At 63.5% G+C, this 20,858-nt stretch carries 18 protein-coding genes; 10 read left to right on the top strand and 8 right to left on the bottom strand.

The annotated features are described in order from the left end of the window. The 5 genes from FYB76_RS01240 to FYB76_RS01260 all read right to left on the bottom strand — a co-directional run bounded on the left by FYB76_RS01240 (position 1) and on the right by FYB76_RS01260 (position 7,007). Complete coding sequence (locus FYB76_RS01240) at positions 1 to 1,989, bottom strand: DNA topoisomerase IV subunit B (RefSeq protein WP_154132416.1); 1,989 nt, start codon at positions 1,987 to 1,989, stop codon at positions 1 to 3. 247 nt (positions 1,990 to 2,236) lie between these two features. Next, entirely contained in the window at positions 2,237 to 3,589 is a 1,353-nt protein-coding gene (locus FYB76_RS01245; protein WP_154132417.1) for an amidase, read from the bottom strand. 112 nt (positions 3,590 to 3,701) lie between these two features. Continuing rightward, the gene (locus FYB76_RS01250; RefSeq protein ID WP_154132418.1) at positions 3,702 to 4,379 is read right to left on the bottom strand and encodes a DUF2848 domain-containing protein; all 678 of its coding nucleotides are present in this window, start codon (positions 4,377 to 4,379) and stop codon (positions 3,702 to 3,704) included. Between the two features lie 77 nt (positions 4,380 to 4,456). Then, positions 4,457 to 5,770, bottom strand: a complete 1,314-nt coding sequence (locus FYB76_RS01255) for an MFS transporter (protein WP_154132419.1) — start codon at positions 5,768 to 5,770, stop codon at positions 4,457 to 4,459. 301 nt (positions 5,771 to 6,071) lie between these two features. Beyond that, positions 6,072 to 7,007, bottom strand: a complete 936-nt coding sequence (locus FYB76_RS01260) for a LysR family transcriptional regulator (RefSeq protein WP_154132420.1) — start codon at positions 7,005 to 7,007, stop codon at positions 6,072 to 6,074. A 416-nt stretch (positions 7,008 to 7,423) separates the two neighbouring features. On the opposite strand from FYB76_RS01260, the gene FYB76_RS01265 reads away from it, so the two are divergent. The 10 genes from FYB76_RS01265 to FYB76_RS01310 all read left to right on the top strand — a co-directional run bounded on the left by FYB76_RS01265 (position 7,424) and on the right by FYB76_RS01310 (position 18,001). Next, a complete protein-coding gene (locus FYB76_RS01265) occupies positions 7,424 to 8,401 on the top strand; it encodes a MurR/RpiR family transcriptional regulator (RefSeq protein WP_145602654.1) in 978 nt (325 codons plus the stop codon). Then, positions 8,398 to 9,384: an isoaspartyl peptidase/L-asparaginase family protein gene (locus FYB76_RS01270; RefSeq protein ID WP_088754243.1), complete on the top strand. Its 987-nt coding sequence runs from the start codon at positions 8,398 to 8,400 to the stop codon at positions 9,382 to 9,384. The genes FYB76_RS01265 and FYB76_RS01270 overlap by 4 nt, the downstream gene beginning before the upstream one ends. A gap of 25 nt (positions 9,385 to 9,409) precedes the next feature. After that, entirely contained in the window at positions 9,410 to 11,263 is a 1,854-nt protein-coding gene (locus FYB76_RS01275) for a dipeptide ABC transporter ATP-binding protein (protein WP_088754244.1), read from the top strand. A 136-nt stretch (positions 11,264 to 11,399) separates the two neighbouring features. Beyond that, complete coding sequence (gsiB, locus tag FYB76_RS01280; RefSeq protein ID WP_370516282.1) at positions 11,400 to 12,944, top strand: glutathione ABC transporter substrate-binding protein GsiB; 1,545 nt, start codon at positions 11,400 to 11,402, stop codon at positions 12,942 to 12,944. Positions 12,945 to 13,205: 261 nt separating this feature from the next. Continuing rightward, positions 13,206 to 14,126, top strand: a complete 921-nt coding sequence (gsiC, locus tag FYB76_RS01285) for a glutathione ABC transporter permease GsiC (RefSeq protein WP_154132421.1) — start codon at positions 13,206 to 13,208, stop codon at positions 14,124 to 14,126. An 8-nt stretch (positions 14,127 to 14,134) separates the two neighbouring features. After that, positions 14,135 to 15,079, top strand: coding sequence for a glutathione ABC transporter permease GsiD (gsiD, locus tag FYB76_RS01290; protein WP_034337513.1), 945 nt, complete (start codon positions 14,135 to 14,137; stop codon positions 15,077 to 15,079). After that, positions 15,079 to 16,107 (top strand): P1 family peptidase, encoded by a 1,029-nt coding sequence (locus FYB76_RS01295; protein WP_195724547.1) that lies wholly within the window; start codon positions 15,079 to 15,081, stop codon positions 16,105 to 16,107. The genes gsiD and FYB76_RS01295 overlap by 1 nt, the downstream gene beginning before the upstream one ends. A gap of 25 nt (positions 16,108 to 16,132) precedes the next feature. Continuing rightward, positions 16,133 to 16,975, top strand: a complete 843-nt coding sequence (locus FYB76_RS01300) for a M55 family metallopeptidase (RefSeq protein ID WP_154132422.1) — start codon at positions 16,133 to 16,135, stop codon at positions 16,973 to 16,975. 91 nt (positions 16,976 to 17,066) lie between these two features. Then, complete coding sequence (locus tag FYB76_RS01305; RefSeq protein WP_154132423.1) at positions 17,067 to 17,534, top strand: antitoxin Xre/MbcA/ParS toxin-binding domain-containing protein; 468 nt, start codon at positions 17,067 to 17,069, stop codon at positions 17,532 to 17,534. Then, a complete protein-coding gene (locus FYB76_RS01310) occupies positions 17,531 to 18,001 on the top strand; it encodes an RES family NAD+ phosphorylase (protein ID WP_154132424.1) in 471 nt (156 codons plus the stop codon). The genes FYB76_RS01305 and FYB76_RS01310 overlap by 4 nt, the downstream gene beginning before the upstream one ends. A gap of 15 nt (positions 18,002 to 18,016) precedes the next feature. Here the strand turns inward: FYB76_RS01310 and FYB76_RS01315 are convergent, their stop codons facing one another. The 3 genes from FYB76_RS01315 to FYB76_RS01325 all read right to left on the bottom strand — a co-directional run bounded on the left by FYB76_RS01315 (position 18,017) and on the right by FYB76_RS01325 (position 20,855). Next, positions 18,017 to 18,910 carry a ketopantoate reductase family protein gene (locus FYB76_RS01315; RefSeq protein WP_154132425.1) on the bottom strand — a complete coding sequence of 298 codons (894 nt, stop codon included), beginning with the start codon at positions 18,908 to 18,910 and terminating at the stop codon, positions 18,017 to 18,019. 304 nt (positions 18,911 to 19,214) lie between these two features. Beyond that, positions 19,215 to 19,826 (bottom strand): hypothetical protein, encoded by a 612-nt coding sequence (locus tag FYB76_RS01320; RefSeq protein WP_134222042.1) that lies wholly within the window; start codon positions 19,824 to 19,826, stop codon positions 19,215 to 19,217. A gap of 234 nt (positions 19,827 to 20,060) precedes the next feature. Then, a complete protein-coding gene (locus tag FYB76_RS01325) occupies positions 20,061 to 20,855 on the bottom strand; it encodes a GntR family transcriptional regulator (RefSeq protein ID WP_370516283.1) in 795 nt (264 codons plus the stop codon). Positions 20,856 to 20,858 lie beyond the last annotated feature (3 nt).

Here is a 20,858-nt window from a genome sequence, read left to right on the forward strand (position 1 = left end):
TCAGATGTCCGCTTCGGCTTCGTTGCCGTGCTCTTCGATCCAGGCGCGGCGGGAAGCGGCTTCGCCCTTGCCCATGAGCATGTTGAAACGCTCTTCGGAAGTCTGCACGCCAGGCTCGCCGAAGCTGATCGGCAGCAGGCGGCGGGTGTCCGGGTTCATGGTGGTTTCCCACAGCTGCTCGGCGTTCATCTCGCCCAAGCCCTTGAAGCGGGAGATGCTCCAGGCGCCTTCCTTCAAGCCATCCTTGCGCAGCTTGTCTTCGATGGCTTCGAGTTCGCCATCGTCCAGCGCATAGAGCTTCTGCACCGGCTTCTTGCCGCGTGCCGGCGCATCCACGCGATACAGCGGCGGGCGCGCCACGCAGATGTGGCCGTTCTCGATCAGCTTGGGGAAGTGGCGGAAGAACAGCGTCAGGAGCAGCACCTGGATGTGTGAACCGTCCACGTCCGCATCTGACAGGATGCAGATCTTGCCGTAGCGCAGGCCGGACAGATCCGGCGTGTCGTTGATGCCATGCGGATCGACGCCGATGGCCACGGCGATGTCGTGGATTTCATTGTTGGCGAAGAGGCGGTCGCGCTCGGTTTCCCAGGCGTTCAAGACCTTGCCGCGCAAGGGCAGGATGGCCTGGAATTCCTTGTCGCGGCCCATCTTGGCCGAGCCGCCGGCGGAGTCACCCTCGACCAGGAAGATTTCATTGCGAGTCACATCCGAGGATTCGCAATCGGTCAGCTTGCCCGGCAGCACGGCCACGCCTGAAGATTTCTTCTTTTCGACCTTTTGCGCCGAGCGCAGGCGGCTCTGGGCCTGCTTGATGACCAGCTCGGCCAGCTTCTTGCCGTATTCCACGTGCTGGTTCAGCCACAGCTCCAGCGCCGGACGCGAGTAGCCGGCGACCAGCCGCACGGCATCGCGCGAGTTCAGGCGTTCCTTGATCTGGCCCTGGAATTGCGGGTCCAGCACCTTGGCGGAGAGCACGAAGGAGACGCGCGCAAAGACGTCTTCGGCCAGCAGTTTGACGCCCTTGGGCAGCAGCGAATGCATCTCCGCAAAACTCTTCACCGCCGAGAACAGGCCTTCACGCAGGCCCGATTCGTGGGTGCCGCCGTTGGAGGTGGGGATCAGGTTGACGTAGGATTCGTGCACCACGGCGCCTTCTTCGGTCCAGGCCACCACCCAGGAGGCGCCTTCGCCCTCGGCGAAGCCTTCGGCATCCTTGCCGGCGAACTGTTCGCCTTCAAACAGCGGGATCAAGGTTTCGCCGCTGCCGGTCTGGGCCAGCTGCTCCATCAGGTAGCCGCGCAGGCCTTGATCGTACTGCCAGTTCTGGGTGTCGCCGGTTTTGGCGTTGATCAGCGTGACCTTCACGCCCGGCAGCAGCACCGCCTTGGAGCGCAGCAGGCGTTGCAGCTCGCCCAGCGGAATGGTGGCCGAGTCGAAGTATTTGGCATCCGGCCAGACGGTCACGCGGGTGCCGGACTTCTTGTCCTCGCGGGTGGCGGGGCGCGACTTCAGTTTCTCGATGACGTCGCCGCCCGAGAAGGCCAGCGTGTGCACGCCGCCTTCGCGCCAGACCGTGATTTCCAGGCGCGTGGCCAGCGCATTGGTGACCGAGACGCCCACGCCGTGCAGGCCGCCGGAGAAGGCGTAGGCGCCGCCCGACCCCTTGTCGAACTTGCCGCCCGCATGCAGGCGGGTGAAGACGATCTCGACGGTCGGGACCTTTTCTTCCGGGTGCAGGCCGACCGGGATGCCGCGGCCATCGTCCTCGACGCTGACGCTGCCGTCGGCGTTGATGGTGACGATGATGCTCTTGCCGTAGCCGCCCAGCGCTTCGTCGGAGGCGTTGTCGATCACTTCCTGGAGGATGTGCAGCGGATTCTCGGTGCGCGTGTACATGCCCGGACGCTGCTTGACCGGCTCCAGTCCCTTGAGGACACGGATCGATGATTCACTGTAATCGGACGGGGTTGTTTTTTTGGTTGCCATGCAGATGAGTGGTCGTGGCTGATGCCGGAGGGTTGTTGTCTGTTCATCCAGCGCAGCGGCCCGCCTGGGGGCCATCTTGCGCTGCAAAAGCGCATTCTAATGAAAATTCCGTGGATTCGGCGTCTGGCAAGGCGGATTGTTCCCTACCGGGCAGGACTTGTCGGTAACAGCATGTAAATGCGGCTAAAAGCGCACACAAAAAAGGCTTGCGCGCACGAAAGCCTTGTCAAGGGAGCAAATCCGGGGATCAGGCGGCCAGCAGTCCTTCCACCGCCAGGGCAATCGACAGCAGGCGCTTGTCCTCACCGCCGGCCGCCGCCAGCGACAGCCCGACCGGGGCGCTGCCCGGCGCATGGCAGGGCAGGGAGACGGCGCAGCCATCGAGGAAGTTGATCAGCGTCGGATTGCGCAGGATCTTGCCGTTGGCGGCGTAATAGGCATCATCGCTGGCTTGCAGTTCGGCAATGCGGGGCGCAACGATGGGGACGGTCGGCATGACCAGCGCATCGTAGCCGGCCAGTTGCGCCTGCACCTGGGCGATCCAGCGCGGACGGGCGTGCAGCACGTCGAGCAGGTCGGCGGCGCTCATGTCCTTGCCGCGCAGGATGCGCGAGACCACGCGCTGGTCGTAGCCGGCGGCGTTCTCGGCGATCAGGGCGCGATGCCAGGCGTAGGCTTCGGCAGCGGTGAAGCCGCCCTTGGCGTTGATGGCGGCCAGGGCGTTGAAGGCCGGTACTTCGGCTTCGACGATGACGGCACCGGCGGCGGCGAGTTTGTCCAGCGCGGCGCGATAGGCCTTGCCGACGGTCTCGTCCATGGCGTCCAGCACCACGTTGGTCGGGGCCAGCAGGCGCAGGCCGCGCAGCGGGTGCGGGACCACAGGCACATACGTTTCACCGGCCAGTACAGCGTCCATGATGGCGCAGCATTCTACCGATACAGCCAGCGGGCCAATCGAGTCCAGGTAAGCGGACAGTGGCAGTACACCTTGCATGGACACTCGCGCGGCCGTGGGCTTGAATCCGGTCAGGCCGTTCAGTGCCGAGGGGATGCGCACGGAGCCGCCGGTATCGGACCCGACCGCGGCGAAGGCCATGCCATCGGTCACCGAGATGGCCGCGCCGGAAGAAGAACCGCCGGGAATGCGGCCGCCTTCGACATTGCGCTCCCAGGTGTTTTGCGGCGTGCCGTAATGCGGATTGATGCCCAGGCCCGAGTAGGCGAACTCGGTCATGTTGGTCTTGCCGATGACGATGGCACCGGCCTTGAGCAGGTTCTGCACCACCGCCGCATGTGCGGTGGCAGCGGGCTTGCCGCGCAGCACGACCGAGCCGGCCAGCGTGGTTTCGCCGGCGACATCAAACAGATCCTTGACCGAGACCGGTACACCTTCCAGCGGCGAGCGGCACAGTTTGGCCGCGCGCAGGGTGTCGGAAGCACGGGCGGCAGCGCGCGCCTGCTCGGCGTAGACGCTGGTGAAGACGCGCGCGCCTTCGCCCGCCGGATCGGCGATGCGGGCCAGGGCTTGTTCGGTCAGTTGCAGGGAAGTGATGCGGCCGGCATCGAGGTCGGCGGCCAGTTGGGAGAGTGTGCTCGGCATGATGAGGAAGTCGTGTGGTCGGACGAAGACATTTCGCAGATGCGCAAGTATCGCATTGCCTGGCGCATCCAACAAAGGCACAAGGGCGGCCCGGCTGGACCGCCCTGGAAAATCAGGCCACTTCGGCCAGCGACTCGGCCACGTAATGGTGGCGCAGGGCGCGCTGGCGGCGCGGGTCGAACAATTCCATGGTGAAGGAGGCCGCAGCACGGATGCCGCCGATGGCCCCCACGGTGCCGCAGGTCATGCCGCAGCCCTCGGGCAGGGTGGCGCCGCCTTGCGTGAAGCGCGCGATCAGGTCGCCGGGCGTACGCAGCGAGGCCAGCGTGCCTTCCTGGTAGAGCTTGGTGGCGCCGTCTTCCTCGATCCAGGAGCGGATCACCAGTTCATCCCAGTACTCGGCCACCTCCGAGAGCTTCCATGCGCTGCTGCCCACGGGCTTCACGCAGGCCTGCTTGGAGAAGGCCACGCTGTGCGCTTCCAGCTTGCGGTCGGTGTGGTCGGAGGCGATCGAGACATACAGTTCGCCACTGCAGTTGAAGACGAAGGTCTCCACTTCGCCGGAAGACGCCTCGCCCAGCACCTGCACCTGCGCGGCTTGCGAAAGCTGGTTGGCCGAGACGCGATAGAACAGCGGCACCGCGCTGGGACGCGAGATGCCCAGGGCTTCCAGTTCTTCGATGTGATGCTCGATGGCCGCCATGTCGCGGCCGGCCCAGCCGGCGATGACCAGCGTGTCGATGTCGGCCTGGAGGGTGGATTGGTCGGGGAGGGTAAAGGTCAGCTTCATGAGTTTCTGTTCCTACAGGGTGATTCAGGGGAGGCTGGCCGGGGAGGCGGCCAGCCAAGGGGGAGATCAGTGCATCATCAGTGTTTTTTGACGAATACCACCACCAGGAAGCTGGCGAGGAATTCAAGGGCGGCCACGAAATACAGGCCCGACGAGAGCGACCCGGTGCTGGTCTTCAATGCGCCGATCATGTAAGGGGCCACGAAGCCGGCCAGGTTGCCGATGGAGTTGATCAGGGCGATGCCACCGGCCGCAGCTGTGCCGGCCAGGAACGCACCGGGAATCGACCAGAACACCGGGAAGGCTGCCAGGATGCCGATGGCGGCCAGCGTCAGCGAGCACAGGGCCAGCGTCGCATTGCCCAGCGTCATGCCGGTAGCGATCAAGCCGATGCAGGCGATGAGCGTGGCGATGGCGCTGTGCAGGCGGCGCTCGCCGGTCTTGTCGGAGTGGAAGCCGTTCCACACCATGGCCAGCGTGCCGGCCACGAAGGGGATGGCCGAGATCAGGCCGATCTGCAGGTTACCCTTGACGCCGATTTCCTTGATGATGGACGGCGCCCAGAAGGCGATGGTGGCATTGCCGCTGACCACGCAGAAATACACGGCGGCGCAGATCCAGACGCGGTAGTTGGCACAGGCGTCCTTGAAAGAAAAATGCTTGCCCGGTGCGCTGTTCTCGGCGGCCAGCACTTGCGTGACGGCGGTTTTTTCAGCATCGCTGAGCCACTTGGCATTGGCCGGCTTTTCCGGCAGCCAGGCCAGCACGGCGAAGCCCGCCAGGATGGACGGAATGCCCTCGATGATGAAGAGCCATTGCCAGTTGGCCAGGTGGCCCACGCCTTCCATGCCGCTCATGATGAGCCCGGCAATGGGGCCGCCGACTGCACCGGCGATGGCGAACGAGGTCATGAAGAGGCCATTGACGCGGGCACGGCGCTTGGCCGGGAACCAGTAGGTCAGATACAGCACCACGCCGGGGAAGAAGCCGGCTTCAAAGATGCCCAGCAGGAAGCGCAGGATGTAGAAACTGGTCGGCGTGGTGACGTAGGCCATGGCCATCGAAGCCAGGCCCCAGAGGATGGTGATGCGGGCCAGCGTCTTGCGGGCACCGATTTTTTCCAGCAGCAGGTTGCTGGGCACTTCAAAGAGGAAATAGCCGATGAAGAAGATGCCCGCGCCCAGCCCGTAGACCGCCTCGGAGAACTGCAGGTCCTGCAGCATCTGCAGCTTGGCGAAGCCGACGTTGACGCGATCGATCCAGGCCAGCACGAACAGGAAAACCAGGAAGGGAATCAGGCGCCAGGCGATCTTGCCGTAGGTGGCCTCGAGGCTGGCGCTGCTGCTGGCCGCGGGCACCGCGGTGGCCGCAGCGGATGGGGAATAGGACATGGAAAACCTCCTCAAGTGTGGCCGGCGTCCGCGTGACGGCGCCGTGTCGTGTTCTGCATGGTTGGGATGGGAGCGGCTGCAGGCATTGCAGGGCTGGGCATTCCGGAGCCAGCCCGAAGGCGCCGGTCTGAATTCAGTATGGGGATGCAGGGCGGGCGCTGTCCAACAAGAAAATCTGAACGGCCTTGATTGAAAAATCTTATGAGCAAAAGCAGGGCGCCGTTTGCTTCAGGATGGTGCTGTCCAGGCGCGCCCGCTCATCGGCGCGCAGGCCAGCGTGCAGGCGGGAGGACGGGCGACCTCAGCCGAGCGGGGCGGGCAGCCGCGCAATCTCCTGGCCCCAATTGAGTGCGAAGTCGGACGCCGTTTCCTGCGCGATGCGGGCCACGGTTTCGGTCAGCGGGTTTTCATGATCGGCGCGGAAACAGGCGATCAGCGCCAGCGCCGGAAACTCGGTATCCACGCGCAGCAGGTGCAGGCTCTCTTCGTTGAGTTCGCGCTGGATGATCGCCGGTGGCACGGCCGTGATGCCGAAGCCATCGGTGGCCAGCCGGATCATGGTGGCCACCGAGGCGATGCAGTTGATGTGCAGCGTGCGCTCACCGCGCTCGCTGCCCGAGAACAGGCGCTCGATCACCGCATGCGGCCCCGAATTGCGGGCGAAGCTGATGATGGGAAAGGCCGCCAGGTCGGCCAGCGAGAGCGTCTCGCTGCCGATGTCGAGCTTGGGGCTGCCGACCCAGCGCATGGGGAATTCGCACAGCGCGATGTTGCTGACTTGCGGCCCGATCACCGGCTCGGCCTGCAGGACCAGGTCCAGGTTGCTTTTGCTGAACTGCTCGTGCAGGTGGATGGTGGTGTCGCTGACGATCTCGATCTGCAGGCGCGGAAAGGCTTTATGCAGGCGCCCGAGGAAATCCGGAAACCAGCTGTGCACGATGGATTCGATCACGCCGATGCGAATGACGCCGGCAAACACTTCACGGTCGGACATGTCGTCCTTCATCTCGCGCATGAGCTTGACCATGCGTTCGGCATACACCAGCGCCTTGCTGCCATCAGCGGTCAGCGCGACTTCGCGCGCGCTGCGGTCGAACAGGCGCACGCCGAAGTCCTGTTCGAGCGAGGCGATGCGGCTGGAGACGGCGGCCTGCGTGGTGTGCAGTCGCTCGGCGGTGAGCCGGAAATTGCGCAAGCGGGCCAGCCAGACGAAGGTTTCGAGGAAGCGGATATTCATGAGCGGGCAGGGCTGGGGGAAGGGGCGTATTTTATCGTCTTCGGATCGGCCTTCGGCCTGTCATTTTTGGTGCGCTGCGCAATGAATCTTCGTTGATCCGGCGCACATCTGGTGCATTTCATGCGGGCAATCGCGTGCTTCTGGTGCGTTATAAGGATATTCGGTTTTTGAAAGTATTTTTTCTTTACTCGCGGGGAAAATGAAAATATATTTACATTTTTTCGGCGGGACTGATGCAAATGACAAGTCCTGCGCGATGATAAAGACGTCCGCCCCAGCGGGCGCAACAGGACAAGAACAGTGGTGGCAGGGCTCCCTGCAAACGAGATAAACGAAATAAATGATTTGAACGATTTATTTCTTTTGCGCTTTGTTTGCAGGAGGCGGTGAATTCAATGACGACGGGGTAGCGGGCGGTGACACAACAGCCGAAGAACATCAGTTTGCAGGGAGCCGGTGCGGTAGCGCAGGCCGTGGGCAAGCTGTATCCGCAATTGTCCAAGTCGCACCGCAAGACGGCCGACTACGTGCTGGGCAATCCCTTCCGCGCCGCCACCATGACCATCGACGAACTCTCGGAAGCGGCCGGCATCTCGGTGGCCACCGCCAACCGCTTCGCCCATGCGCTGGGCTTCGACGGCTATGCCTCTTTCCGCGCCGCGCTGGTTTCCGATTTTGCGACCACCCTGGCCCCGGTGGAAAAACTGCGCGAGCAGGTCCAGCGTACCGCTACCAGTGCCGAGATCATGGCTGCCGCCTTCGACAGCGACATCGCCAACATCGAGGCCACGCGCCGCATGCTCACGCCTGAACACTGCGAGCAGGCGGTCGACATGATCCTCTCTGCGCAGCGCATCTTCATCACCGGCTTTGGTGCCTCGGCCTATCTGTCCGGCCTGATGGCCCATACGCTGGAACCCTATGTGCGCACCGTCAGCTCGGTGGCCATGGCGGGCGGCCCCTCGCAGGCGGCGCGCCAGTTCTTCAAGCTCGACAGTGATGACCTGGTGATTGCCATGGTCTTCCCCCGCTATGCGGCTGACACCGTCTGGCTCACCCAGCGCGCGGTGGAGAAGGGGGCACGGGTGATCGCACTCACCGATACGCCCGGCTCGCCGCTGGTGCCGCTGGCCGACGTCGCTTTGTATGCCCAGACCCATGGCCGCCTGGCGCCCACTTCGGATGCGGCCGCACTGATCCTGATCCAGGCCCTGTGCGATGCGGTGGCGCATCGCGCACGCCGCTCGGTGCAGGCGGCGACACAAATGACTGAATTCGTGCTGCCCTGGCTGTACCTGGCCCAGCAGCAACAGCGCGGCGGCGCCACGCCGGTCGGCAAGCCCGTGCGGGCCACTGCCAAGCGCGCTCCAATCAAAGGAAAGACCAACGCATGACCACTCCGGTAATTGCCATCCATGGCGGCGCAGGTACCATCACGCGCGCTTCGCTCACGGCCGAGGACGAGGCCCGCTATCACCAGGCCCTGTCCGACATCGTCGCGGCCGGCCAGGCCGTGCTCAACGCCGGCGGTTCGGCGCTGGAAGCCGTCACCGAAGCCGTGCGCCTGCTGGAAGACTGCCCGCTCTTCAACGCCGGCCATGGAGCCGTCTACACCAGCGAAGGCAAGCATGAGCTGGACGCTTGTGTCATGAATGGTGCCGACCTCGCCTCGGGCGCGGTGGCCTGCGTGACCAAGCTGCGCAACCCCATCCTGGCCGCACGCACGGTGATGGAAAACAGCGAACACGTCCTGCTGGTGGGCCCCGCCGCCGAAGCCTTTGCGGCGCGCCACGGTGCGGTCACGGTCGAACCCGCTTACTTCCATACCGATGCCCGCCACGAACAATGGCAGCGGGTGCGCGGCCAGTCGCGCGCGATGCTGGACCACGATGCCTCATCCTTCGCCTTCGCGGAAAAAGCCGCCGAGCCCAAGGAGCCCATCGACCCCGACAACAAGTTCGGCACCGTCGGTGCCGTCGCGCTGGACCAGTTCGGCAACCTCGCTGCGGCCACCTCGACCGGCGGCATCACCAACAAGCAGCCCGGCCGCGTAGGCGATTCGCCCATCATCGGGGCCGGCTGCTATGCCAACAACGCCACCGTGGCCGTGTCGGCCACCGGCACCGGCGAAGCCTTCATGCGCACCGCCGCCTGCTACGACATCGGCGCGCGCATGGCCTATGCCGGCCAGTCGCTGGAAGACGCCAGCCGCGCCGTGGTCTTCGAGACCTTGCCCAAGGTGGGCGGACGCGGTGGCCTCATCGCCATCGACCGCCACGGCAACCTGGCCTTGCCCTTCAATACCGAAGGCATGTATCGCGCCTGGGGCTGTGGCGAACTGGCCCCGGTCACCGCCATTTACGCAGCACCGGCCTGAAGCGGCCGAGCAGGAGAGAATCAAGATGCAACAGTCCCAACGCGTGCTGGATGTCCGTCAGCTCAATGTCCGCTTTGCCACCTCCGAACGGACGGTCGATGCGGTGCGCGACCTGTCCTTCCACGTCAACCAGGGCGAGACCCTGGCCATCGTCGGTGAATCGGGCTCGGGCAAGTCGGTGTCGTCGCTGGCCATCATGCGCCTGATCGAACACGGCGGCGGCAAGATCGCCAGCGGCAGCATGCAGTTCCTGCGCCGCAGCGGCCAGTCGCTGGACCTGGCGCAGGCCGACAACGCCACCATGCGCAGCATCCGGGGCGCGGAGATCGCCATGATCTTCCAGGAACCGATGACCTCGCTCAATCCGGTCTTCACCGTCGGCGAGCAGATTGCCGAATCGATCCGCCTGCACCAGGGCATGAGCCGCGCCGCCGCCCAGGCCGAGGCGCTGCGCATGCTGGAGATGGTGCGCATTCCTGAAGCCAGGCGCGTGCTGGGCCGCCATCCGCACCAGCTCTCCGGTGGCATGCGCCAGCGCGTGATGATCGCCATGGCCTTGTCCTGCAAGCCTTCGCTGCTCATTGCCGATGAACCGACCACGGCGCTGGATGTGACCATCCAGGCCCAGATCCTGCAACTGATCCGCTCGCTGCAGCAGGAGATGCAGATGGGCGTGATCTTCATCACCCACGACATGGGCGTGGTGGCCGAAGTGGCCGACCGCGTGGTGGTGATGTGCCGTGGCGAGAAGGTCGAAGAGAACGAGGTCAAGCCACTCTTTGCCGCTCCTGCGCATCCCTACACCCAATCCCTGCTGGCGGCCGTACCGCGCCTGGGTTCCATGCGCGGCACCGACAAGCCGCTGCGCTTTGGCATCGCGCCCCAGGCCGAGGTACGTCCCGACCTGATCGCCAGCGAACTGCAGGCCCAGGCGGAGATTGCCGCGCAGCGCCAGCCCATCCTCAAGGTGCGCGACCTGACCACACGCTTCGACGTGAAGAGCGGCATCTTCGGCCGCGTCAAGCAGCGCGTGCATGCGGTCGAGAAGGTGAGCTTCGATCTCTATTCCGGCGAGACCCTGGCCATCGTCGGCGAATCCGGCTGCGGCAAGTCCACCACCGGGCGCTCGTTGCTGCGCCTGGTCGACATCGCCGGCGGCAAGGTCGAGTTCGGTGGCCGCGACCTGGCGCAACTGCCGCGTTCGGAACTGCGCGAGCTGCGCCGCGATATCCAGTTCATCTTCCAGGATCCTTTCGCTTCGCTGGACCCGCGCATGACGGTGGGCTACTCCATCATGGAGCCGATGCTGGTGCACGGCCTGAAGGAGGGTGCGCAGGAACGCGTGGATGCGCTGCTGACCCGCGTGGGCCTGACACCTGAGCACGGCCAGCGCTATCCGCACGAATTTTCCGGTGGCCAGCGCCAGCGCATTTGCATCGCCCGCGCACTGGCGTTGAACCCCAAGATCGTCATCGCCGATGAATCGGTATCGGCGCTGGACGTATCGATCCAAGCCCAGATCGTCAACCTGATGCTGGACCTGCAGGCCGAGCTGGGCATCTCCTTCATCTTCATCTCGCACGACATGGCGGTGGTGGAACGCATCAGCCATCGGGTGGCGGTGATGTACCTGGGGCAGATCGTGGAGATCGGACCGCGCCGCGCCATCTTCGAAAATCCCCAGCACCCTTACACGCGCAAGCTGATGGCGGCCGTGCCGGTGGCCGATCCGACCCTGCGCCAGCCGGGCAAGAAACTGATGACCGATGAAATTCCCAGCCCGATCCGGCTGGTGGGCGATGAGCCCAAGGTGGAGCCGCTGCGGGAAGTGGCTCCGGGGCACTTCGTGGCCCAGCACCGTATTGCCGGCGCTTTTTGAGCGCTGGCGTGATGTTCCCTCAGTCGTATCTGTAATTTGGTAAATGCAGTCAGCGCAGTAATCTCAACCAAGCTGTAACCACTCAAGCGTCACTGATCAGGAGAGACCGATGTCCGCATCCGCAAAAAACAAAGCAATGAGCGCCGCCAAATGGCTGGCCCTGGGTACCCTGGGCGCCGCCCTGCAATTCGGCGCGGCCAATGCCTTCGCCGCCAAGACCGCTACCGTGGCCGTAGCGTCGACCTTCACCACGATGGACCCGTATGACGCCAACGATACGCTGTCGCTGTCGGTGATGAAGTCCTTCTACCAGGGCCTCTATGGCTTCGACAAGGACATGAAGCTGATCCCGGTGCTGGCCGAAGGCTACCTGGTGAGCAAGGATGGCCTGGAATACACCATCCGCCTGAAGCAAGGCGTGAAGTTCCATGACGGTACCGTCTTCAAGGCCGATGCCGTCAAGGCCGTCTTCGACCGCGTGACCAACCCGGACAACAAGTTGAAGCGCTACAACCTCTTCAACCGCATCGCCAAGACCGAAGTGCTCAACGACTACACCGTCAAGGTGGTGTTGAAGGAACCGTTCTCGGCCTTCATCAACGTGCTGGCGCACCCGTCGGCCGCGATGATCTCCCCGGCTGCGCTGAAGCAGTACGGCAACAAGGACATCGCCTTCCACCCGGTCGGTACCGGTCCCTTCAAGTTCGTGGAATGGAAGCAGACCGACTACGTGAAGGTGGCCAAGTTCGACGGTTACTGGAAGCAGGGCTACCCCAAGGTCGACGAGATCCTGTGGAAGCCGGTGGTGGACAACAACTCGCGCTCGGCCATGCTGCAGACCGGCGAAGCCCAGTTCACCTATCCGCTGCCCTACGAACAGGCTGACCTGCTCAAGGGCAAGGGCAACCTGGACGTGATCGCCGGTCCCTCCATCATCCAGCGCTACATGTCGATGAACGTCAAGCAAAAGCCGTTCGACAACCCGAAGGTGCGCGAAGCGATCAACTACGCCATCAACAAGGATGCCCTGGCCAAGGTTGCCTTCAATGGCTATGCCACCCCGATGGATGGCGTGCTGCCGCAAGGCGTGGACTACGCCTTCAAGACCGGTCCCTGGCCCTATGACGTGAAGAAGGCCAAGGCCCTGCTGGCCGAAGCCGGTTATCCGAACGGCTTCGAAACCGAACTGTGGTCGGCCTACACCCACACCACTGCCATGAAGGTGATCCAGTTCCTGCAGCAGCAGCTGGCGCAAGTGGGCATCAAGACCAAGATCCAGGCCCTGGAAGCCGGCCAGCGCGTGGAGCGTGTGGAAAGCTGGCAGGATCCGGCCACCGCGCCGATCCGCCTGTTCTACGTCGGCTGGTCGTCCTCGACCGGTGAAGCCGACTGGGGCCTGCGTCCGCTGCTGGCATCGGAATCCTTCCCGCCGCGCCTGTTCAACACCGCTTACTACAAGAGCGACAAGGTCGATGCGGACATCGCCAAGGCCCTGACCGTCTCCGACCGCAAGGAAAAGGAAGCGCTGTACAAGGACGCCCAGCAGGAAGTCTGGAAGGACGCACCGTGGGCCTTCCTGGTCACCGAAAAGCTGCTGTATGCCCGCGCCAAGAACCTCAAGGGCATCTACATCATGCCGGACCAGGCTTACGAATTTGAGAACATCGAGTTCACCAAGTAAGCAGGCGCCGTGTTTTCGGCCCTTGCGGGCCGATGCAAAAATGCAGTGCTGTGAGACCGCGTCATGCAGTTTTGCAGCACTGGGCAGGTTCTCTGCATCGTCGTAACGAGCAGAAAAGAGCAGCAATGAAGCGGGGAGGGTGGCTGGCCATCCTCCCCCACAGATTCACGATGCGTTGCCATGCAAGCCGGCAGCGCAGGGAGCGACTCCACCGCAGGGTGTGGACACACCAGCGACGGGCAGCCTTATTCAGAGAGTCCCATGTTTTCCTATGTCATCAAACGCCTGTTAGGCCTCATTCCCACGCTGTTGCTGGTGGCGGTGCTGGTTTTCCTGTTCGTGCACCTGCTGCCGGGTGACCCGGCACGCCTGGCCGCTGGTCCCGAAGCCGATGAAAAGACGGTCGCCCTGGTGCGTGCCGATCTCGGCCTGGACAAGCCGCTGCCGGAGCAGTTCATCAACTTCTTCATCAATGCCGCCCACGGCGACTTCGGCCGTTCCATCCGCAGCAAGCGCCCGGTCTCCGAAGAGATCGCCGCGCGCTTCTGGCCCACCTTGTGGCTGACCATCGTGGCGATGATCTGGGCCGTGCTGTTCGGTCTGATCATCGGCATTTCCTCGGCCGTGTGGCGCAACAAGTGGCCGGATCGCCTGGGCATGACGCTGGCCGTCTCCGGCATTTCCTTCCCGGCGTTCTCGCTGGGCATCCTGCTCATGCAGGTCTTCTCGGTCGAGCTGGGCTGGCTGCCCACGGTCGGTGACGAAACCTGGCGCCACTACATCCTTCCCTCACTGACGCTGGGTGCGGCAGTGGCCGCGGTGATGGCGCGCTTTACCCGTTCTTCCTTCATCGAGATCCTGCAGGAAGACTTCGTCCGTACCGCCCGTGCCAAGGGCCTGACCGAGACCGTGGTGGTCATCAAGCACTGCCTGCGCAATGCGTTGATCCCGGTGGTGACGATGATGGGCCTGCAGTTCGGCTTCCTGCTGGGCGGCTCCATCCTGGTCGAGGTGGTGTTCAACTGGCCGGGCATGGGACGCCTGCTGGTCGATGCCGTCGAGATGCGTGACTACCCCATCATCCAGGCCGAGATCCTGCTGTTCTCGCTGGAATTCATTTTCATCAACCTGGTGGTGGACGTGCTCTATGCCGTGATCAACCCCAGCATTCGTTTCAAGTGAGGGGAATCATGTCGCTCTCCAATTCGCCTCTGGCCACTACCTCCGAAACCGGCGCGCCGCTGCCGCCGCCCGATCCGGCCGCCGTCGCCGCCTCCGGCCAGAAGATCCGCACCCCCTGGCGCGAGTTCTGGCGCAAGTTCAAGAAGCAGCGCCTGGCCGTCTACGCGGGCGTGTTCATCCTGCTGCTGATCCTCATTGCCATCCTGGCTCCCTGGATCGTGCCCTTCGACGCCGAGAATTTCTTCGACTACGATGCCCTCAATTCGCCGCCGACCTGGACCCACTGGTTCGGGGTCGATTCGCTGGGCCGCGACATCTTCAGCCGCATCCTGATGGGGGCGCGCATCTCGCTGGCCTCGGGCTTCTTCTCGGTGGCCATCGGTGCCGTGATCGGCACTGTGTTCGGCCTGCTGGCCGGCTACTATGAAGGCTGGTGGGACCGCATCGTCATGCGCATCTGCGACGTGCTGTTCGCCTTCCCCGGCATCTTGCTGGCCATCGGCATCGTCGCCATCCTGGGCGGCGGCATGATCAACGTCATCATCTCGGTGTCGGTGTTCAGCATCCCGGCCTTTGCGCGGCTGGTGCGCGGCAATACGCTGCAGCTCAAGAACCTGACCTACATCGAGGCCACCCGCAGCATCGGTGCGTCCGACACCACCATCATGTGGAAGCACATCTTCCCCGGTACCATCTCGGCCATCGTGGTGTATTTCACCATGCGCATCGGTACCTCCATCATCACGGCGGCCGGCCTGTCCTTCCTGGGCCTGGGCGCGCAATCGCCCACGCCCGAGTGGGGCCTGATGCTGAACGAAGCCCGCGCCGACATGGTCACCTCGCCGCACGTGGCGCTGGTGCCCAGCATCGCGATCTTCCTGACCGTGCTGGCCTTCAACCTGCTGGGCGACGGCTTGCGCGACGCGCTCGATCCCAAGATCGACCAGCGCTGATGATGAACCTGCAGGTGCCGCATATCGGCCGCTTGCCCGCCGGTGCGCGCAACAGCATCACCGATGTCGAGGGTGTGCGCGTGGGTCACTGCACCCTCGATGCCGGTGCGGTGCAGACCGGCGTGACCGTGATTGCGCCGCATGGCGGCAATCTCTTCACCCACAAGCTGCCGGCGGCGGCGGCCGTCATCAACGGTTTCGGCAAGAGTGCGGGGCTGGTGCAGCTGGAAGAACTGGGTTTGCTGGAAACGCCCATCGCACTTTCCAACACCTTTGCCGTGGGGGCGCTGCTCAATGCGCAAATCGCCCACACGGTGCGCGCCAATCCGGAATGCGGGCGCAGCCTGCCCACGGTCAACGGGCTGGTGCTGGAATGCAATGACGGCTATCTCAACGACCTGCAGGCCATGGCCGTGCAGCCAGCGCATTTTGAGTTGGCGATGGCGGCCTTGTCGGTCGAGGTCGCGCAAGGCGCGGTCGGGGCGGGGCGGGGCATGTCCAGCTTTGGCCTCAAGGGTGGTATCGGTACCGCTTCGCGCGTGGCCGCTTTGGATTCACAGGGGCAGTCCTATACCGTCGGCGCGCTGGTGCTCTCCAACTTCGGGCGCCTGCCCGAACTGATCCTGGCAGGCGATCCGCTGGGTGTGCGATTGGCTGCCAGCGAAACGGCCGATACCGCGCCCGAGAAGGGCTCCATCATCATGATTCTGGCTACCGATGCGCCGCTGGATGCGCGGCAGTTGAAGCGCCTGGCCATCCGCGCCGGGGCAGGACTGGCGCGCACCGGGTCGGCCTACGGCCATGGCAGCGGCGATATTGCGCTGGCCTTCTCGACCGCCCAGGCCATCGAGGCCGATGCCGATTGCCTGCACCTGGCGCTGCTGGCCGATCATCTGCTGGACCCGCTGTTCCATGCCGCCGCTGATTGCGTCGAACAAGCCATCGTGCATGCGCTCTTTGCGGCCGAGACCGTGCGCGGGCGTGATGGCCATGTACGCGTGAGCCTGCGCGAGCGCCTGGCTTCCTGAATTGCTTCCCCTGAAAGACCGCCTCATGAACAAGCGTGCCAACATCCTGGTTTCCGTCGACATCGAAGGCGTGGCCGGGGTCTTCCACACCGAGCAGACCCGCGCCGGCAATGGCGAATATGAGCGCGCCCGGCGCTGGATGACCGAAGAGGCCAATGCCGTCATCCGTGGCGCATTGGCGGCCGGCGCGACGGCCATCAAGGTCAACGATTCGCATGGCGGCTTCCGCAACCTGCTGCCGGACCTGCTGCATCCGGATGCGCGCATGGTACTGGGCAAGCCGCGCGTGCTGGGCATGATGGGCGGCGTGGATCACGATATCGATGCGGTCATGCTGGTGGGTTACCACTCGCGTGCACAAGGGCGCGGCATCCTGGCGCACACCACCAACAGCTTTGCCTTCGCCCGTGTATGGCTGGGCGGGCAGGAGCTGGGCGAGGCCGGGCTGTATGGCGCACTGGCGGCCGAACATGGCGTGCCGGTGATCTTCGGCAGCGGTGACGATGCCTTCATCGAAGAGAATCAGCCCTTGTTCCCGCATGCGATCTTTGCCGAAACCAAGAAGGCCTATGGCGCCAACAGCGGCGATTCGCTCACGCCCGGGCAATCCTGCGCGCTGCTGGAAGAGCGCGCCCGCCAGGCTGTCACTGCGCTGCTGGCCAACCCGGCGGCCATGCCGGTACTGCCCTTGCGCGGCCCGCTGCGTTGTCGCCTGCAGGCGCAGACGGTGGCGCTGGCGGATCTCTTCAGCCAGTTGCCAATACTTGAGCGTACCGACAACGTCACCGTCGAATTCGATGCCCCCACGGCGGAATATGCGGTGCGGGTGCTCAACAGTTTGTCGGCGATGTCGGCCATGTTGCGCTGACGGCAGGCAACTCTCATTTGATGGGAGATTGACGCTCATTTGGGAAGCTTCTAAGATGAGAGTCTGCATCTGACCAAATGAGAGGTTCAACATGGCAACACGTGCCACGGTCGAGGCCGCCGCCAGCAAGCGTTCCCCCGGATTGGGTGCCAAACCGCGCGACTTCGAACGGTTTGCCCGCATGGATCCGATCAGCCAGGGCCGTACCATCCGCGACGGTATGGACGCCATCATTGCCGAGCGCGTCGCCCGGGAGCTGTTGCAGATTCCCTTGCAGACCTTGCTGTCCGGCCTGGGGCTGCCCAGTTCCACCATCCTGCGCAAGATTTCCCGCAAGGAACGCCTTTCCGGTTCCGAGTCCGACCGCATCGCCCGTGTGCTCTACATCCGCGAGCAGGCGGCCGATGTGTTCGAGGATGCGGGCCTGGCTGCGCAGTGGATGCGTCGCGGTAATGCGGCGCTGGGGGGATTGACCCCGCTGGAAGTGCTCGATACACAGCCGGGTTATGACCGGGTGCGCGACATCCTGGCCCGCATCGCCTTCGGGGTGGCGGCTTGAAGGTATACCGGCTGGCCAAGGACAAGCCGGGGCACTATGCGGCCGATGACTTGTCCGGCAATGGCGCCGCGCTCAGCGGCGGCCGCTGGAATCCGCGCGGCTTGCGCGTGCTCTACACCTGCTGCAGCGCTTCGACGGCCTTGCTGGAGTCGCTGGTGCAGATGGCCGGGCTGATGCCGCGGGCCAACTACTTCCTCATCGTGCTGGAGATACCTGACACCGACGTGCGCAAGGCCTATGTGCCTGGCTTGCCGCCGGACTGGTCCGACATCGCGCGCGACCCGGCCAGCACCGCCGCCATCGGCCAGCACTGGATTGAACAGGGCAAGCAACTGGTGATGAAGGTGCCATCGGTGGTGAGCCCGACCGACTTCAATCTCTTGCTCAATCCGCTGCATGCGCAGATGGCCAGCGTCAAGGTGCTGGAAAAAAAGATCTTCCGTTTCGATGCCCGGCTCTTCGGTTGAACCCTTGGCCCGCTTTCAGCGCGCCTTGCTCTCGATCAGCTTGACCAGGGCATGCACGGTCAGGTTGACCGGCGTTGCGATGCCATGCGCCTGTCCACGCCGCACGATGTAGCCGTTGAGGTGATCGATTTCGCTGGGCTTGCCGCGCGCCACGTCCTGCGCAGTGGAAGAGAATTGCGTGGGCATGGTCTCGATGATCTTGCGGATGGCCACATCCACATCCCCGGCCAGGGTCACGCCCTCGGCGGCGGCTACGGCCTTGCATTCGCTGACCAGGTGGCCCATCACTTCCGGCACGCCCGCACCTTCGACCAGCTTGCCGTAGGGCAGTTGCGTGATGGCAGAGAGAGCGTTGTAGGCGCAGTTGATGATGAGTTTCAACCACAGCGCGCCGCGCACGTTGTCGGAAATCTCGGTCGGCACGCCGGCCGCAATCAGCGCCTCGGCGGCTTGCTGGCTGCGTGCGGCCGGTTCGATCACCAGCTCGCCACGGCCGTGGTGCTTGACGTGTCCGGGTCCGGCCATTTCCGTGGCGACGTAGACCACGGCCGCCGAGACCGGTTGCGGGATCACCGTGCGCAGGCGCTCGGCATTGTCAGTGCCGTTCTGCAGCGTCAGCACCAGCGTATCGGGGGCAAGATGCGCACGCAGTTGCGCGCCGGCGGTTTCGGTATCGGGGGATTTGACGCAGAAGAGCACCAGGTCGGCACCTGCCACGATGGCCGGGTCGGTGCTGGCCTTCACGGGGATGGTCTCATCGAAGGTTTTGGCTTCCAGCCGCAGGCCCTTGGTATTGAACGCTTCCACGTGTTGTGGCCGGCCCACCAGGACCACCTCGTGTCCCGCCCGCGCCAGCATCCCGGCGAAATAACATCCCACGGCACCTGCGCCCATCACGGCAACTTTCATGTGTGTCTCCCCGCTTGGCAAATTGAAGTCAGGCGGGAAGCCTAACACAGCATCGGCGCGCTTTCAGCGCAGGTCAGCATTGGACAGGAGAGAGCCGGCGTGCCGGGGACAGATGAGCTTGCATCGATAAAGCTCGGGCTGACCTTCGCCTGATCAGAGCGAGGAGGCATCCGACGGCGGTCTATCGCGGCGCCGAAGATGGCTTGGACGGCACCGGTTTGAGTGGAGCAGGGGGGCGATTATCTTGAACGTATCGAATGGGAGGCGGCGGTGGGGGCGGTGGAATCTTTTTGGTTTCGCTCATTTACTTCTCCAGTGTGATGGGCGCGGTGATCAATACCCGTACAGGTGAGTCTTTTTCCTGCTTGTTCAATCCGGAAAAGTAAAACACCATCAAGGCAAACATGGCATACATTCCGGCATGAATGAGAAATTTCAGCGTGAGATGCAGATGGTAAGCCCTCATGTCGTTGGCAATCGCATTCGCTGATGATGTGCGGCCGTATTGGTCGGATAACATGGAGCGAAACGCGTCTCTTGCAAGCTCGTCAGCATTGTCGAGATGCTGATAGAAGCTGTAGCACTCTGATTTGTAGTTAGTCCAAAATATTCCAGGAGCTACGAACTGATACTCTGTACCCCATGCAGCCTTGATGAAATACCAGGTGCCCAGAAAGATGAAGGAGCCCGAGAAAAAGTAACATCCATAAAAAATATGGAGCCAAGTTCCCGAGACCGTCCGGTCAAGATTTTGCAGCATAAAACTCAGGATGCCTACCATCGCAACCCCAATGGCGAATGGCATTTGGAGCCGTGCATTTACCTTGTCGCGAATATCCACTTCGTGGAAATACAGCTTCTCGCAGAGCCCGAATAATTCGTCATTGATGCTGTTGCTCTTTTCATCAGTCGACATGATCTTGACCTCTCGTGTTCCGGGAACCACTTTGTGCCCAATACTCGCCACAGCTCGGCGAGCTTGGTGACCTTACTACTGTCTCAAGGGCCGTTCACGATCGAGGAGCAATACGCCGGAGGAAGTCGAAAATTTTGCATGTCATCGCAGTAGCCGTTTGTAGTCAGCTACCACGAAGTGCTATTGCGCAGATACAGGAGATGTGCGACGCCGCTTGGTAGTCGCACTTTGAAATTAGAAAGACCGCCGCACCCGCACTGACACATAAGCCGGCGGCTTGGTGGTCGCCGTCGCCCGCGCACTATGCAACCGATGCAAGGTGATCTGGTTGACCTCCGCATGGCTGCCATCGATGTGCTCGCCCATCAGGCGCATCGCGCCCTCGGCGTCGCCGGCGGCGATGCTGTCGAGGATGGCGGCATGTTCCTCGTAGGTCGAGTGCAGGCAATCGCCATACAGGAAATCCAGCCGCCGCACGATGCGGATACGGTCGGTAAGACGGTCGAATGACTCGGCCATCTCCTGGTTGCCGGCCGCACGCACCAGGCTCTGGTGGAAGACCTCATCGAGCTGGGCTGCCTTGGGCCCGTCCTGTTCGCGTGCCTCGGCGGCCACACACCAGGTCGCGCGCAGGCCGGCCAGCACGGACTGGTCTGCGCCCTGGGCGCAGAGGCGGCGCACGGCGTGCGTCTCGATGAGCTTGCGCATTTCATAAAGATCGGAAAAACGCTTGAAATCGATCGGCACTACCTCCCAGCCCCCGCGCACATAGCCCTGCATCAGGCCATCGTTCTGCAGGCGTTGCAGCGCCTGCCGCACCGGCGTGCGCGAGACCTTGAAATGCGCCGCAATCTCGGTCTCGGTGATCTGGTCGCCAGGCAAGAGGCGCATGTCGAAGATGTCCTGCCGCAATTGGGCATAGACATACTCGGGCAGGGAGCCATTGCGCACCAGCGCGTCCTCGCCCTCGGCATCAGGGGCGAGCGCAACGGCGTCAGCGGCGGGGGAGGAAGCGGCCAGGCTTTTCACGAT

It is taken from the genome of Herbaspirillum sp. CAH-3 (genome assembly GCF_009668275.1).
GTDB classification, from domain to species: Bacteria; Pseudomonadota; Gammaproteobacteria; order Burkholderiales; family Burkholderiaceae_D; genus Herbaspirillum; species Herbaspirillum aquaticum.